We start from the raw sequence: 14,919 nt of genomic DNA, 5'->3' as shown, positions 1-14,919 counted from the left end.
GATCGAGCAACAATCCAGTCAGGTTTTTAATTGAAACCAGTTTAGCGCCAAGGAGACGCGCATGACAGCCGATGTCGACTGTTTCACCCAGCAGCCTTCGGACAAACAGGGGGGCGAGGGAGCTTGCTCCCGCTTGAGTGCGAAGCGCTCACGGAAGGGGTCGCTTCGCAGCCCAGCGGGAGCAAGTTCCCTCGCCACAGGTTCTTTGAATGCGCAGCAGTGCCCGGGGCTTTCGCCGGCGCTCACGTTATTGTTTTCCGTGACCTGCGCACTGGCCGTCGCCAATGTCTACTTCGCCCAGCCCTTGCTTGCGTCAATGGCCGAGAGCCTGGGCGTCGCGCCGGGATTGATCGGGGTGGTGGTGACGGCCACACAGGTGGGTTACGCGCTGGGGTTACTGTTCATCGTCCCGCTGGGGGACAGAGTCAACCGTAAACGACTGGTTTGCGCGCAATTGGTGTTGTCCGCGCTTGTGCTGGCGGCCGTCGGTGCAGCCCAGCATTGGTTGGCTTTGCTGGGGGCGATGATCGTGATGGGCTTGCTGGCGGTGGTTGTCCAAGTGCTGGTGGCCTATGCCGCCATGCTGTCCACGCCCTCCCAGCGGGGGCAGGCCGTGGGAACCGTCACCAGCGGCGTTGTCCTGGGTATTCTCCTGGCGCGGTTTACCTCTGGAGTGATCGCCGATCTGGCGGGCTGGCGCGGGGTTTATTTCGTTTCCGCGGGATTGATGCTGACTATCGCGGCTGTGTTTTGGGCGGTGGTGCCTGCCGCCGTGTCGTCACCTGATCGGCAGCCTTACCTGGCGCTCATCCGGTCGCTGTTCAAGCTGTTCATGACCGAGCCGGTGCTACGGATCAGGGGGCTGCTGGCCTTGCTGATCTTTGCGGCGTTTTCGGTATTATGGACCGCCATGGTGCTGCCGCTGAGCTCCGCGCCGCTGTCGCTTTCACACACGGCCATCGGCCTGTTTGGCCTGGCTGGCGTCGTCGGGGCCCTGGCAGCCAGAAGGGCCGGCCGGTGGGCGGATCAAGGCTTCGGACAACGCGTTACCGGCTGGTCGCTGGGGCTCCTGGTGCTCTCCTGGCTGCCCATCACGTTTACCGAGACCTCCCCGGTTGCACTGGTGTGCGGCGTGGTGTTGCTCGACTTCGCGGTACAAGCCGTGCATGTCACTAACCAGAGCTTGATCTTCGCAGCACGGCCCGACGCCCAAAGTCGCATGGTCGGTGCTTATATGTGCTTCTACTCGGTGGGCAGCGCACTGGGCGCGGCGGCCGCGACCCAGGTTTATGCGCTGTGGGGCTGGATGGCGGTCAGCCTGCTAGGCGCCTTGATCAGCTTCGCCGCGCTGGCGGTGTGGAGGCTCTCGCTTCATTGCGGCCACTGCTCAAGCAGGATCGAGACAAACTTCTCCGCAGCCGGGGAAAGCGATGCGCCCCGGCGGTAGACCAGGCCCAGCGAGCGGTTTACCACCGGCTCGATCAGCGGCACGCTGACCAGCGTTGGATGATCCCCGGCCGGCATCGCCAGGCTGGGCATCGCCGACACGCCGAGGCCAGCCTCGACCAGTCCCAGCGACGTCGACAAGTGCTGCACTTCGTAGAACCACTGCGGACGCCAGCTCAGGCCCGACAACGCGTGGTCCAGCAGCATGCGGTTGCCGCTCAGGCGACCGACGCCTATCAGCCGATAATCACTGAGTTCCGACCAGGTGACCGCACTGCGTTCAGCCAGTTCATGATCGCGCCGGCAGGCCAGCACAAAGGGTTCGTTGACCAGGGGCACGAACTCGATGTCCGGGTGCTGGCCGCTCATCATGTTGATGCCGAAGTCGGCTTCACCGCGCAGTACCGCTTCGAGTCCTTCGTTGGCGCTGAGGTCGAGCAGGCGGATGCGGATTTTCGGGTAGCGCTCGTTATAGAGGCGAATCACCGAAGGCAGGAAATAGAACGCCGCCGTGGGGATGCACGCCAACGTCACCCGGCCGATCTGCCGCTCCGCCAGCTCGCGGATGTTGAGAATCGAGTCATCGAAATCATCCAGAAGCCGCCGCGCCTTGGGCAGGAAATCACGGCCGACACTTGTCAGGCTGACCTTGCGGGTCGTGCGATCGAGCAAAGCGGTGCCCAGACCCTCTTCGAGTTTTTTCATCCGTCGACTCAGGGCCGGTTGTGACAGGTGCAGCGCATCGGCGGCTTCGTGGAAACTGCCCAGTTCGGCGATTTTCACGAAAGATCGTATGTCCTGGAGTTCATATTCCATGTTCTACCTCACCGGAGAGGGGGATGCGCGGTGCAAATCATCGTAAAGTAATTCATTTGTGAAACGCAATAATCTCTCTGATCTTTGCATTGGAAACACTTTTCAAATTTTGCCACTCTTGTGTCCAGAGCATCAATTATCCAGATTGATCAACAAGAGTTAGTGAACATGCAGCGAATTCCTTGTGTGCTAATGCGCGGCGGTACGTCCAAAGGCCCGGTGTTTCTCGCCTGGGATCTGCCGGTCGCCATCGCCGAACGTGACGAGCTGCTGCTCAACCTGATGGGATCCGGCCACGAGCTGGAAATCGACGGTATCGGTGGCGGCAGCCCACAAACCAGCAAAGTGGCGATCGTCAGCCCATCGCTGCACCCTGACGCGGATGTCGATTATTTGTTCGTCCAGGTCATGGTTTCCCAGCGTCGGGTCGATACCGCCCCCAACTGCGGCAACATGCTCTGCGCCGTCGGCCCCTTTGCCATCGAGCAGGGGCTGGTCAAGCCTTCCGGCGACCTGACCCGGGTGCGTATTCGCAACCTCAACACCGGGACTTTCGTGAATGCCCAAGTGCAAACCCCGGAAGGCAAGGTCAGCTATGAAGGCGACACCGCCATCGACGGCGTGCCTGGCACAGCCGCTCCGGTACAGCTGACGTTTCTCGATGCGGCGGGCAGCAAGACGGGGAAACTCTTCCCGACCGGGCAACCCCAGGACCTGATCGACGGCATCCCGGCGACCTGCATCGACATGGCGATGCCGATGGTGATCGTTCAAGCCAGTCAGCTTGGCAAGCGCGGCGATGAAAGCCCCGCTGAGCTGGACGCCGATAAAGCCTTCCTGCAGCGCCTGGAGTCCCTGCGTCTCAAAGCCGGCCTGGCCATGGGCTTGGGTGATGTCAGTGACAAGGTCATTCCCAAACCGGTGCTGGTGTCTCCGGCCAAGTCTGGTGGGACGATCCAGGTGCGCTACTTCATGCCGCACAACTGTCACCGCGCCCTGGCGATCACCGGCTCCATCGGCCTGGCCACGGCGTGCGTAACCGAAGGCAGCGTCGTCGCACAGTTGCTTCGCACCGTCAGCGAGCCGCGCTTGCAACAGGTTCGGATTGAGCACCCAAGCGGCGGTATCGATGTCGTACTGTCCTACACCGGTGAAAAGGGTGAGACCATCCGGGCCTCGGTGGTGCGTACCGCGCGCCGGCTTTTCTCAGGTTACGTCTACGCCACGGCGTCCCAACGGTTGGCCGGATAGCCTAGGCAGCCAGGGTCTTTTGCATCAGAACAATTCTAAAAATGGGTGATGCCATGAAAGTTGTTAAATCGCTCTACTTCCAGATCATCTGCGCTGTGCTGCTGGGCGTGGTCGTCGGGCATTTCTGGTCGCAACAGGCGATTGCCTTGAAGCCGCTGGGTGATGCCTTCATCAAGCTGATCAAGATGATGATCGCGCCGGTGGTGTTCTGCACCATTGTCACCGGTATCGCCGGCATGAGCGACAAGCGCTCGCTGGGACGTTTGTTGAGCAAGACCCTGCTGTTGTTCCTGGCGCTGACGGTGATCAGCCTGATCATCGGCCTGGTGTCGGTCTACCTGTTCAAGCCCGGCGCGGGCATGAACATCGACCCGACCCGGTTGAGCACCCAAGGATTGTCGCAGTACACCGAATCCGCCGCGAAACTGGGTGTGGTGGACTTCTTCATGCACATCATTCCCGACACCTTCATCGGCGCGTTCGATAAAGGCGAGGTGCTGCCGGTGCTGTTTATCGCAGTGCTCTGCGGTTTTGCCCTGTCGTCCCTGGGCGAGCGTGGCAAGCCTGTGCTGGACGTCCTGGAATCGGCTTCGCACATGGTGTTCAAGATTTTCTCCTACCTGATGCGTTTCGCTCCGATTGGCGCTTTCGGGGCCTTGGCCTTCACGGTGGGGCAGTACGGCATCACGTCGCTGGGCTCGCTGGCCAAGCTGATCATGACCTTGTATATCGCCTGCGCCTTCTTCGTCTTCGTGGTGCTGGGCAGCGTTTGCCGCGCCCACGGTTTCAGCCTGTGGAAGCTGCTGCGTTATCTGCGTGAAGAGTTCCTGGTGGTGCTGGGGACGTCCTCGACCGAACCGGTAATGCCGCGGATGTTGGAGAAACTCCAGGCCCTGGGTTGCAAGAAAGGGGTCGTGGGGTTGGTGCTGCCGACGGGCTACTCGTTCAACCTCGACGGCACGGCGATCTATCTGTCGCTGGCGGCGATCTTCATTGCCCAGGCCTGCAACATCGACCTGACGCTGACCCAGGTCATCACCATGCTGGCGATCATGCTGCTGTCGTCAAAGGGTGCCGCGGGGGTGACCGGCAGTGGGTTTGTCGCCCTGGCCTCGACCTTGACGGTCATCCACGATATTCCCCTGGCGGGCCTGGCCCTGTTGATCGGGATCGACCGGTTCATGTCCGAAGCGCGGGCGTTGACCAGCCTGGCGAGCAACGCCGTTGCGACCGTGGTGATCTCCCTTTCGGAGAATGCCTGCGACCGCGAAGTCCTGTTGCGGACCCTGGATGGCAAACCGGCCCTGGCGCAGACCTCGGCAACGGACTCTACCTGGGACGATACGAAGGTCGCCAAACACCTCTAGCCGCTCGCGGCTGACTCGACGGCACCACATCCGCTTACTCACTACCTGCGCCAGGCACTTTTGCGTGTTGCCTGGCGGGTTGGGGGGCGTGCGCCTGAATGTCAGCCAAGCTACTCATAACAACAAGAGAACTGACATATGCTCGCTTTACTTGGCTTGGCCATGGTGGTGGTCTTCACCTTCCTGATAATGACCAAACGGTTGTCACCGATCGTCGCCCTGACGGTGGTCCCCATCGTCTTTGCCGTGCTTGGCGGCTTTGGCGGGACCACCGGCAAGATGATGTTGGACGGCCTGAAAATGGTCGCGCCGTCGGCGGCACTGTTGTTGTTCGCGATCCTGTTTTTCGGCCTGATGATCGACGCCGGTCTGTTCGACCCGTTGATCCGCAAGATCCTCAAGCGGGTCAATGGCGACCCGATGAAGATCGCCGTGGGCACTGCGCTGCTGTCGCTGTTGGTGGCGCTGGACGGTGACGGCACGACGACTTACATGATCACCTGTGCCGCGATGTTGCCGCTGTACAAACGCATCGGCATGAATCCGATGATCCTGGCGACTGTTTCCATGCTCTCCTTGAGCATCATGAGCGGCATGACCCCTTGGGGCGGCCCGGCGACCCGCGCGATCGCAGCGTTGGGCCTGGATGCCGGTGAGTATTTCGTGCCGCTGCTGCCGACCATGATCGGTGGTGCGATGTGGGTGGTGTTCACGGCCTTCCTGCTGGGCCGTGCCGAGCGCAAGCGCATTGGCAACGTCCAGCTGCAAAGCGGTGGCGGTGACTGCTACATCAACGCGATCATCGAGAACACGCCGCACAAGCGTCCGAAGCTGGCCTACGTCAACCTGCTGCTGGTGGTTGCGGTGATGGTTGCGCTGGTGATGGGGCTGATGCACTCGGCGATCCTGTTCCTGATCGGTTTCGTCCTGGCACTGATGATCAACTATCCGCAGTTGGACATTCAGAAGGAGCGCATTCTCGCCCACTCGGGCAACGCCATGACCGTGGTCCTGCTGGTATTTGCCGCGGGCATCTTCGCCGGGATTTTCTCCGGGACGAAAATGGTCGATGCGTTGGCACAAACCCTGGTCGACTGGATTCCGCCATCCTGGGGCCATCTCTTCCCGCTGGTGGTGGCGATTACCAGCATGCCGTTGACCTTCGTATTGTCCAACGATGCCTACTACTTCGGTGTCGTGCCGATCCTTGCCAATGCCGCTGCCGCCTATGGCATTGATCCGGTCGAAATTGCCCGGGCGTCCATTCTCGGCCAGCCGGTGCACCTGATGAGCCCACTGGTGGCCTCGACGCTATTGCTGGTGGGCATGGTCGACCGCGACTTGGGCGACTTCCAGAAAGCCACCGTCAAATGGGCGGTGCTCACCTCCCTGGTGATTACCGTGTTGGCCCTGCTGACCGGGGCGCTGACGCTGTTTTCCTGATTCACCCGACAACCTTGTTTTCCTGCCTGACACGCCCCCTGCAAATGGGGGTGAGAAGGCCTGCACGCCCAATAACAACAACGAGTAGCCAGACATGACCATTTTGCTGACCCGCGGGGCTTTGTTTCCAATCCTTGGCCTGTTGCCCCTGGCCTCGGCCAGCGCCGAAGGTTTCATCGACGACAGCAAGCTGAAGCTGCAATTGCGCAACGTCTACTTCAACGAAAATTTCCGCGATGAGCACGGGATGAGCACGCGGGCGGCAAGGACTGCCAAGAGTGAGCGCACCGAATGGGCCCAGGGCTTCCTGCTCGATTACCAGTCAGGCTTTACGCCGGGCACCATTGGCTTCGGGGTCGATGCGCTGGGCCTGCTCGGGGTCAAGCTCGATTCCGGGCGTGGCCGCAGCGGCACCGGCCTGCTGCCGGTGCATGACGACGGTCGCGCCGCCGATGAGTTCGCCAGCGCGGGCATGACCGCCAAGGCCAGGATAGCCAAGACCACACTCAAATATGGCACCTTGCTGCCCAAGACTCCGGTGCTGGTCTACAACGATGCGCGGCTGTTGCCCCAGACTTACCAGGGCACTCAGATCAGTAGCACCGACATCGACAACCTCACCGTCACCGGCGGGTATCTGGAGCGTTTCAAGCTGCGCGATTCGAGCGACAGCATGCCCATCGTGCCCGATGGCTACGGCGGCGATAAGTCCGGTGATTTCAGTTATGCCGGTGCCGACTACAAGTTGGGCAAAAACATCCGCCCGAGCTATTTCTATGGCGAGCTGGAGAATTTCTATCGACAGAACTTTGTTGGCATCCAGCATGATCTGCCCCTGGGCGCCGGGGTATTGACCAGCGACCTGCATTACTTCAACAGCGTCGATTCGGGTTCGGCCTACGGCGGCAAGATCGACAACGATATGCTCAGCGGGTCGCTGTCCTACGCCGTTGTCGGCCACACACTGAGCGCCGGCTATCAAACCCTCAGCGGCGAGGCGGGCCTGCCTTATGTCAGCGGCGCCACGGTGTACTCCTTCAGCAACGTCGGGATCGGCAAGTTCATCGAGGAAGACGAGAAGACCTGGATGCTCGGTTATGGCTACGACTTCGCTCGCCTCGGTGTGCCTGGCCTGACATTTTCCACCCGCTACCTGAGCGGCAACGACGGCAAGTCCAACACCACGGTCAAAGAGTGGGAGCGTGACGCAGAGATCGCCTACGTGGTGCAGCAGGGTACGTTCAAGGGGCTGGGGGTGAAGTTGCGCAACTACGTCTATCGCTCGGACTTTTCCCGTGGCCGTGACAGCAATCGTATCTACTTCAGCTACGACATCGCGCTTTGGTAGGTCATGCAGTTACCTAAGAAACAACGATGGACCTGTGGCGAGGGAGCTTGCTCCCGCTCGGTTGCGACAGTCGTGAACCGGCGGGTGCGGTGTGTCTGTGTTACGCGTTCGGCAGGTTTTGGGGTCGCTTCGCGACCCAGCGGGAGCAAGCTCCCTCGCCACGGTTTTCTCAGTGGCCCCGCGCTCATCACGGTGGCCCGGTCGAAACGTTTGCACCTTATGAATCCAAGCAGCATGAGATAGGGGTCAAGTACGAGCACGGCACGTTCATGACCACCCTGGCGCTGTTCCAGATCGAGAAGCCCAGTGGCGAGCTCGGTGCGAACAATGTTTTCTCGGTGCAGGCCGAACAGCGCAACCGTGGCGTGGAACTGAGCGTGTTCGGCGAAGTGGCCCCCGGCACCCGTTTGATGGGCGGCGTGACATTGCTCGATGGTGAGCTGACGGATTCCGCCACAGCGGCCAACCGTGGCAATAAGCCGGTGGGCGTGCCAGACGTGCAAGCCAACCTGTGGGCCGAATGGGACACCCCGTGGGTGGAAGGCTTTACCCTCACCAGTGGCGCGATCTACACCAGCAGCCAATACGTGAACCAGGCCAACACCCAGGAGCTGGATGCCTGGACCCGTTTCGATGCGGGCGCTCGCTACGCCACCAAGATCGAAGGTCGACCGACGACTTTCCGAGCCACGGTCCAAAATGTCTTTGACCGCGAATACTGGTCGGGTGTCGCCTCGTATGGGGCGTTCTCTCCCGGCTCTCCGCGCACATTGCAACTCTCGGCCACGGTCGATTTCTAAGAAGCGAGCAAGGGTGGCTCAAACCAAGGGCCATCCCCTCGTTTATAGCGGTCGATCAGAACTTTTTCGGCACGGGCAGGGGCCGGTCGATACAGTCATGGTCAGGAGCGCGCCGCGCAGGCAAGGGCACCAGCGGTACCAATTCCTCTTCGACGATTTGATTGCTCATGGCCAATTCCAGCTCGGGGCAGTCAATGCTGAGCCAGTCACCGTGCTGGAGCGGCACATTCGCGGTGCGATGACTCAAGCTGTGAAACACGTAATGAACCAGCCCGGGCTCGAGAAACTGCTCGTGTTTCTCCAAGAACTCTTCCGAGTATCGGCGCAGACTCTGCCAGCGATGCAAACTCATCCGGTGGTGACTTGCCGTCAAGGGTTGGCCGTCGCGTTCTATCTGGACATTGATGGCCAAGTCAGCCTGCAATTCCCCCACGATCAATGCCGGGGCAATCGCACAGGTACGCAAGTGCGCATGCGTTGAAGAAATGGCGTCACGACTGTGCAATACATGATCGTGAATATCGTTACCCAGGGTAAAACCAATGAAGCGCAGCGCACCAAACGGGTCGACCCAATAGAGGCAGACAATGCACGGCTCGCTACTGATGCTTTGTGAATGATAGGGCACCTGCAAAGGGTCGCCGTCGGTCTTGAGCAGTCGGCCGTTACCTTTGTAATACCAGGCTTGTTCTGTCTTGGCGGTACAGAGCGTGATTTCGCTGATCTGGACCAACAAGTTGTTATCGGGCTTGAGCGGCGGTCGGTATTTCACCGCCGCAGGCGTAAGCGGGTAGGGCGTGGACGGCAGGTCCTTGAGATAGGACTCCCAGTCCATATTCCGATCCGCGCAATGGGCCAGGGCTTCATAAAGATTTCCCTGGGGTGGACGCACCTCCCGGCTTTGCCCGGACTTGAAGTCAAATACGCCAAGGCCTCCTCGCGGCACTGGAGAGTCCAGCAACATTACATAGTGGGTCATCACTTATCCTCCAGGGTCAAGCGTGCGGACAGGGGGGCGTAGTCCTTGAGTCCGTTGAACGCCGGGTTTGCCTCTTTGAGCCGTAAGGACAGCAAGCCCCCCGTGATACTTCCGGCCAGTGCCAGGAACAGAATCGCGGTAAGTCCCCACGTCATGGCGATGTAGCCGGCGACGACAGGGGCGACGCCCCCTCCAAGAATCTCTCCGCAGCCCACCACCAGGCCCGTCGCGGTGGCCAATAAACTGGGCGGCACTGATTCGCTGGTCAGTGGGCCGACCGTCATGCAGATCAGGCTGAAGTTGATAAAGGACAAGAAAAATAATTGAAGGAACAGTAGCCAGGGCAACGGTGGGCTGATGATCAATAAACCCACCAACAGGGCGCTGATCATGAAGCAGATCGAGACCACGGGCTTGCGACCCAGTTGGTCGGACAAGCCGGGAATGACCAGTTGGCCAAAAAAACCACCCAGGCCAATTGCAGAAATGATCATGGCCATGGAGAAATTGCTCAGGTGCAGAATGTCTGTCAGGTAGCTAGGGAGCAGGGCGCACAGAACGAACTGGCACGTCAGTATGCAGAGCATCAAGGCAATATTGAGCCGCACGTTCCCGCAGGACAGGGCCGTCCTCCACTGGCTTTTGGAGGTATGTTCAATCGACTCCGTGCTGGGCGCCTGGGTCGGTTGGTAGATTCTATAGAGGTACCAGGCCACTAATAGGCCGGGTAACGAAATGATGGCGAATACGGCGCGCCAGGATCCGGACATTTCCAGCAATACGCCCGCCAGCAGCGGTCCGAGGCACAGGCCGATGATGGGGAACAAGGCCTGTTGAATCCCTAGGTTGAGTCCGCGCCGGGAAGGCTGCGAGACTTCATCGGTGACAATGATACTGACCGGAGTGAAGGCCCCTTCGCAGACGCCCATCAAGGCGCGCAAGAGCACCAGGCCCACCAGGCCGGTGATCAATGCAGACGCACCGGCCAGAATCGATAGCAAGGTGATCGACAGCACCAGCAACTTCTTGGGGCCCAGTAGCCTGATGGCGGCGCCCATGAACAGGGCAGAGCCTCCCCATGCAAATGCCAGGATGGCCGACAACATGCTCAAGTCCTGATAGTCCAGGGCCAAGTCACGCATGATCACCGGGAACAGCGGCATGATAATGAACCTGTCCAGTCCTACCAGCCCGAAGCTCAGCGACAGAAGCGTGATCATGCGTCTTTCATAGCCGCCCCAAGGTCGAGCGACCAAATACTTCATCTCCATGTTCTTTTCCTTCTTTCCCTAGCGCTTTCGAAGCTCTCTTGAGCGAGGTGAACGCCTGCGATCCATACTCCGGCAGCCAGGGGCAGGTGTGCCCCTGGCTGGGTGCCGGTGTTTTATCGGATCTGTCAGGCGACCCACTTGCCCACGGCCATTTCAGCGGTGAAACCGGGGCCGAAGGCCGCCAGCATGCCAGTCGCGCCATCGACAAGCCCGCTGTCAAACTGGCGCTTGAGCACATCGAAGACCACTACGCTGGCGATGTTCCCGGCTTCGCTCAAACTGTCGCGAGATTGCGCGACCCGGCCGGGTTCCAAGTCCAGTTGCAGGACCAGTTCATCAAGAATTTTCCGTCCGCCGGTATGGAAGATGAAAAAGTCATTTTGAGCGCAATGTTGATTGAAGGTCTCGTAGTTCAATTCCTCCATCATCGGTGCGACATCTTTAATGGAGTTCATGACGGCCTTGTCCAGGGTAAAGTGAAAGCCACTGTCCTTGACGTCATATTTGATGTAGTGCTCGCTATCAGGCAGGAAATAAGACCCGGTCTTGGCGATCTTGAAACCAGGCGCCTTGTCATCGGCACGCATGACGCAGGCCGATACGGCATCGCCGAATAACGCCGCCGATATGAACGCGTGCAACTTGGTGTCCTGGGGTTGATAGCAGAGCGACGAGAACTCCAGGGAGACGATGAGGACATGGTTGTCCGGCGCCAGGCTGGCAAAATCATTGGCGCGATTGATCGCCGCAGCGCCTGCCACGCAGCCCAATTGAGCGATGGGCAGTTGTACGGTCGAGGTTCGCAGGCCCAGGTCATTGATCAAGTGGGCCGTGAGCGAGGGCATCATGAAACCGGTGCACGATGTCACCGCGACCATGCGAATGTCGTCGATGGTCAGCCCGGCATTTTCAATGGCTTGGCGCGCCGCGATGGATGACATGCGACGGGCTTCGCGTTCATAAACGATGCTGCGGTGGGTGAAGCCAGTGTGCACCGCCAGTTCATCGATAGGCAGGACCAAGTGCCGTTCGTTCACCTGTGTGTTTTGAATCATTCGTTTGGCAAGTGCCATTCGTGGATGATCATCATGCAACTGCTCTAGATGCTCGATCATTTGTTGCTGGGTGATCTTGTATTGCGGAAACAACAGACTGGGTTTGCAAAGAGTAGACATGACAAGTCCTCGGCTAGAAGCCAATAAAGTTAGAAGCACATTTAAGGCAATGACTGCAAAGCAGGACTCTGAAAGACAGAATCAAAGCAGCGGGCTGGGGAGCCAAAAAACTTGACTGTTGTTATCGAAAGAGCGGTGTAGCGGATGCCTTGTTTGTTATTTAACCAACACAAACTTATAGGCATATTGCCAGGCCAAGTTACTTTCCCGGACATGTTTGCGAATAACCATGCGCACGGGCGCACCGCTGACGACTTGCCGGGGATCGGTGACATCTACGATTTCCGAGGCAATCACCAAGCCATCATCCAGACGCACCATCGCCATGAAGCGGGGCACGGTTTCGCCATAGCCCATGGCTGCCAGTATCGGATTCTCGGCATGGGCGCTGACTTGAATCGTGCCGGTGCGTGCGCAGCGATACGGTTCCACATTCAACGAATTGCACGCGCCGCAGACGGTGCGCCGAGGGAAGAAAATTTCTTCGCAATCCTGGCAACGGCTGCCTTCGAGACGGTATTTGCCGCCATGCTCGCGCCATTCGCGCAACATGCTGGCGGTGGTCATGCGGTGAATCTGTTCAGGGTAAAGGGACATGGTCGGCTCCTTAATCGTTGGAAAGCACAATGACACTGTTGTGCGCGGCGTAACCGCCCAGGTTTTGCGAGACACCGATACGGGCGCCTTTGACTTGGTTGTTGGACTCGCCGCGAAGCTGTCGGAACAATTCAGTAATGTGCAAAATCCCATCGCAACCGGAGGCGTGGCCGCGTCCGATGTTGCCACCGTCAGTGTTCAGGGGAAGTTGCCCATCAAGAGCTATGCCGCCTTCCAATACGAAGTCGCCTGCCTGGCCTGGACCACATACGCCCATGGACTCCATTTGAATCAACCCGGCGCCCAGCAAGTCGTAGACTTGCGCCACATCGATATCCTTTGCAGTGATGCCGGCTTTTTTGTAGGCGATTTCTGCGCAGGCCATCGAGTTGGCGGAAACTGCCATGCCTACATCTTTTGGCAGTCCCGGAAATTGGAGCGTCGGGTTGTGATAGCGCGTGCCGAAATAGTGCGATACACCGGTGTAGGCACAGCCACGGATAAATACCGGTTGGGTCGTGTAACGGTGCGCAAGGTGTTCGGCAACCAGGATGGCGCAACCGCTGGCTTCGCCCCAGGCCAACATCGAGCCACACGCTTCGCTACTCTTGAGCGCTTCAAGGGATGGAATCGGCACGCCATAGCGGGTGGCGGTGGGGGTGTTATGGGCATAGATACGCATCTGCCGCCCAAAGGTTGCCAATACATCCGCTTCGCGTCCTGCATAACCGAACTTTTCAAAATACTCGGCGGTCGCCAGGGCGAAGGCGTCTGTGTGTGAGATGCCTAGAAAATAATCGTATTCACATTCGGTGCTGGAGCCAATGTACTCGGCGTAGTTGATGTGGTCGGTCATTTTTTCGAAACCGCCGCACAGGACGATGTCGTATTCACCTGAGGCGACCATTTGGTGAGCCATCTGGAAAGACACCGAACTGCTCGTGCAGTTGGCAGTACTCATGAACGTGGGGGCAGGGCTGATACCCAAGGCATCGGAAATGGTCGGGCCCAGGCCTCCGTATTCAGAAATGCCTTCACCGTGGTAGCCATAGGCAACAGCCTGGAGTTCGCGGGGATGCATCTTGATGGCGTTGAGCGCTTGGTAGGCGGACTCGACGATCATCTCCTTGAACGTCTGGCGAACTCTGGAACTGCCGGGCTTAGGGGTATAGGCAGCCGAAACGATAGCAACGCGTCGTGCGCTCATAAAAGGTGCTCCTTGCTGGATGAATTGGAATCAGAGATAGGCCGTCAGGGCGTAGTCGGGCCGCAAGTATTTGAACTCGTACTTGATCGACGTCCCGTAATCCACGTAGTACTTATCCTCCAGCAGCGTGCGCAGCGGAACGTTGGTCTTTTGATAGGCTTCGATGGCATCGGTGACGGTCAAGGCAATGGCATCGCTGCCCGCACCAAACCCATAGGAAACCACCAGGATTCTTTCACCGGGACGCGCTTGATCGAGGACGTTGACCAAGCCCAGCAAAGGGCTTGCTGCCCCAGCATCGCCGACACTCTGGGCATAGATGCCAGGTTCGATTTGCGCCGTCGTGAATCCCAGGTGCTTGCCCAGAGAGTAGGGGGTTGAAACCAGGTTCTGTTGGAAGACGACATAATCGAAATCACCGGCCTGCGCATGGATCTTGGCCATCAATCCCGAGGCAGCACGGCGAGTCTGGTCTTCCAGGCCGATGCTGTTCTTGTCCGAGCCCAATCCCATTCCCGACCGGATATAGCGGTCCCCTTGAGGCCTGATGTTGTCAGCGACATCCGCCGCGCAAGAAAAACTGGCGTCAAAATGCGCGATCACATTTTCGGTACCCAACAGCAGGGCAGCGGCGCCCGCTCCGGCGTAGGACTCGGTCAAATCGCCGGGGGCGGTGTTGCGGTTGATCGTATCAGCGCCCACTGCCAACGCGTTGCCCACCATGCCCGATGCTACCAAGGCGTATGCAATCTGTAGGGCGCTGGTGCCGGATTTGCCGGCAAACTGCACGTCTGCGCAAAAGGCGTCATAGCCGCAGCCAAGCATTTCCAGGATGATCGCGGCCGAGGCCCGGGAGTCATATGGATTGGTGCAGGTGCCAAGATAAAGCGCTTCAAGGGAACAAGGCGGCGCTTTGTCCAGTGCGCGCTGGGCGGCGAGGACGCCCAAGGTAATGACGTCTTCATCAGGTTGCAGCACGGCCCTTTCAAGGACGCCCAATTGACCCTTTACCAAGCTCAAGTCGGTGTTTTTCCACACCTGGATCACGTCGTCCACCTTGAGCCGGCAGACCGGGATGCCCGCGCCATAGCTCACAATTCCTACTCTATTCATGTGTACTTCCTCCAGATTCCGTTCTTTCACCTGCTGGCAGAAAGCCGTGACAGGCGCATGAAATATTTAGAAACTATCTATTGGTGCTCGCAAAGTGATAAATGGC

Annotated in this window: 12 protein-coding genes and 1 pseudogene; 6 read left to right on the top strand and 7 right to left on the bottom strand. The window is 59.0% G+C overall.

Annotated elements, in window-relative coordinates; genetic code table 11:
• The first annotated feature begins 61 nt into the window (after positions 1 to 61).
• A complete protein-coding gene (locus BT116_RS00740) occupies positions 62 to 1,447 on the top strand; it encodes an MFS transporter (protein ID WP_256572543.1) in 1,386 nt (461 codons plus the stop codon).
• Here the strand turns inward: BT116_RS00740 and BT116_RS00735 are convergent.
• The gene (locus BT116_RS00735; RefSeq protein WP_003200706.1) at positions 1,372 to 2,262 is read right to left on the bottom strand and encodes a LysR family transcriptional regulator; all 891 of its coding nucleotides are present in this window, start codon (positions 2,260 to 2,262) and stop codon (positions 1,372 to 1,374) included. The two genes, BT116_RS00740 and BT116_RS00735, sit on opposite strands and share 76 nt — an antisense overlap.
• A 168-nt stretch (positions 2,263 to 2,430) precedes the next feature.
• On the opposite strand from BT116_RS00735, the gene BT116_RS00730 reads away from it, so the two are divergent.
• The 5 genes and pseudogenes from BT116_RS00730 to BT116_RS00710 form a co-directional block, all read left to right on the top strand.
• Positions 2,431 to 3,513 (top strand): 4-oxalomesaconate tautomerase, encoded by a 1,083-nt coding sequence (locus BT116_RS00730; RefSeq protein ID WP_072339158.1) that lies wholly within the window; start codon positions 2,431 to 2,433, stop codon positions 3,511 to 3,513.
• 41 nt (positions 3,514 to 3,554) lie between these two features.
• Positions 3,555 to 4,880, top strand: a complete 1,326-nt coding sequence (dctA, locus tag BT116_RS00725) for a C4-dicarboxylate transporter DctA (protein ID WP_072339156.1) — start codon at positions 3,555 to 3,557, stop codon at positions 4,878 to 4,880.
• 138 nt (positions 4,881 to 5,018) lie between these two features.
• The gene (locus tag BT116_RS00720) at positions 5,019 to 6,323 is read left to right on the top strand and encodes a CitMHS family transporter (protein WP_072339154.1); all 1,305 of its coding nucleotides are present in this window, start codon (positions 5,019 to 5,021) and stop codon (positions 6,321 to 6,323) included.
• A gap of 94 nt (positions 6,324 to 6,417) precedes the next feature.
• Positions 6,418 to 7,671: an OprD family porin gene (locus BT116_RS00715; RefSeq protein WP_072339152.1), complete on the top strand. Its 1,254-nt coding sequence runs from the start codon at positions 6,418 to 6,420 to the stop codon at positions 7,669 to 7,671.
• Positions 7,672 to 7,874: 203 nt separating this feature from the next.
• Positions 7,875 to 8,471, top strand: a pseudogene (locus tag BT116_RS00710) (TonB-dependent receptor); the annotation flags it as partial.
• A gap of 55 nt (positions 8,472 to 8,526) precedes the next feature.
• Here BT116_RS00710 and BT116_RS00705 read toward each other — a convergent pair.
• The 6 genes from BT116_RS00705 to BT116_RS00680 all read right to left on the bottom strand — a co-directional run bounded on the left by BT116_RS00705 (position 8,527) and on the right by BT116_RS00680 (position 14,795).
• Positions 8,527 to 9,450 carry a fumarylacetoacetate hydrolase gene (locus BT116_RS00705; RefSeq protein WP_072339150.1) on the bottom strand — a complete coding sequence of 308 codons (924 nt, stop codon included), beginning with the start codon at positions 9,448 to 9,450 and terminating at the stop codon, positions 8,527 to 8,529.
• Positions 9,450 to 10,715, bottom strand: a complete 1,266-nt coding sequence (locus BT116_RS00700; protein ID WP_072339916.1) for an MFS transporter — start codon at positions 10,713 to 10,715, stop codon at positions 9,450 to 9,452. Before BT116_RS00700 ends, BT116_RS00705 begins: the two co-directional genes overlap by 1 nt.
• Positions 10,716 to 10,846: 131 nt before the next feature.
• Entirely contained in the window at positions 10,847 to 11,896 is a 1,050-nt protein-coding gene (locus BT116_RS00695; protein WP_063321692.1) for a type III polyketide synthase, read from the bottom strand.
• A 156-nt stretch (positions 11,897 to 12,052) separates the two neighbouring features.
• A complete protein-coding gene (locus BT116_RS00690) occupies positions 12,053 to 12,493 on the bottom strand; it encodes a Zn-ribbon domain-containing OB-fold protein (RefSeq protein WP_013693033.1) in 441 nt (146 codons plus the stop codon).
• A 10-nt stretch (positions 12,494 to 12,503) separates the two neighbouring features.
• On the bottom strand, positions 12,504 to 13,700 hold the full coding sequence (locus BT116_RS00685; protein ID WP_057447984.1) for a thiolase family protein: 1,197 nt from the start codon (positions 13,698 to 13,700) through the stop codon (positions 12,504 to 12,506).
• A gap of 30 nt (positions 13,701 to 13,730) precedes the next feature.
• Positions 13,731 to 14,795 carry a hydroxymethylglutaryl-CoA synthase gene (locus BT116_RS00680; RefSeq protein ID WP_256572542.1) on the bottom strand — a complete coding sequence of 355 codons (1,065 nt, stop codon included), beginning with the start codon at positions 14,793 to 14,795 and terminating at the stop codon, positions 13,731 to 13,733.
• Positions 14,796 to 14,919: the final 124 nt, after the last annotated feature.

This window comes from Pseudomonas sp. NFACC16-2 (assembly GCF_900119205.1).
Classification (GTDB): Bacteria; Pseudomonadota; Gammaproteobacteria; order Pseudomonadales; family Pseudomonadaceae; genus Aquipseudomonas; species Aquipseudomonas fluorescens_Q.
The sequence above is the reverse complement of the archived record's forward strand: the minus strand, read 5'-3'. Positions and strand labels throughout refer to the sequence as shown.

Excerpts from the sequence above, each read along its gene's own strand:
- BT116_RS00740 (WP_256572543.1), top strand. The coding sequence starts at position 62 with ATGACAGCCGATGTCGACTGTTTCACCCAGCAGCCTTCGGACAAACAG.
- BT116_RS00735 (WP_003200706.1), bottom strand. The coding sequence starts at position 2,262 with ATGGAATATGAACTCCAGGACATACGATCTTTCGTGAAAATCGCCGAA.
- BT116_RS00730 (WP_072339158.1), top strand. The coding sequence starts at position 2,431 with ATGCAGCGAATTCCTTGTGTGCTAATGCGCGGCGGTACGTCCAAAGGC.
- dctA (WP_072339156.1), top strand. The coding sequence starts at position 3,555 with ATGGGTGATGCCATGAAAGTTGTTAAATCGCTCTACTTCCAGATCATC.
- BT116_RS00720 (WP_072339154.1), top strand. The coding sequence starts at position 5,019 with ATGCTCGCTTTACTTGGCTTGGCCATGGTGGTGGTCTTCACCTTCCTG.
- BT116_RS00715 (WP_072339152.1), top strand. The coding sequence starts at position 6,418 with ATGACCATTTTGCTGACCCGCGGGGCTTTGTTTCCAATCCTTGGCCTG.
- BT116_RS00705 (WP_072339150.1), bottom strand. The coding sequence starts at position 9,450 with ATGACCCACTATGTAATGTTGCTGGACTCTCCAGTGCCGCGAGGAGGC.
- BT116_RS00700 (WP_072339916.1), bottom strand. The coding sequence starts at position 10,715 with ATGAAGTATTTGGTCGCTCGACCTTGGGGCGGCTATGAAAGACGCATG.
- BT116_RS00695 (WP_063321692.1), bottom strand. The coding sequence starts at position 11,896 with ATGTCTACTCTTTGCAAACCCAGTCTGTTGTTTCCGCAATACAAGATC.
- BT116_RS00690 (WP_013693033.1), bottom strand. The coding sequence starts at position 12,493 with ATGTCCCTTTACCCTGAACAGATTCACCGCATGACCACCGCCAGCATG.
- BT116_RS00685 (WP_057447984.1), bottom strand. The coding sequence starts at position 13,700 with ATGAGCGCACGACGCGTTGCTATCGTTTCGGCTGCCTATACCCCTAAG.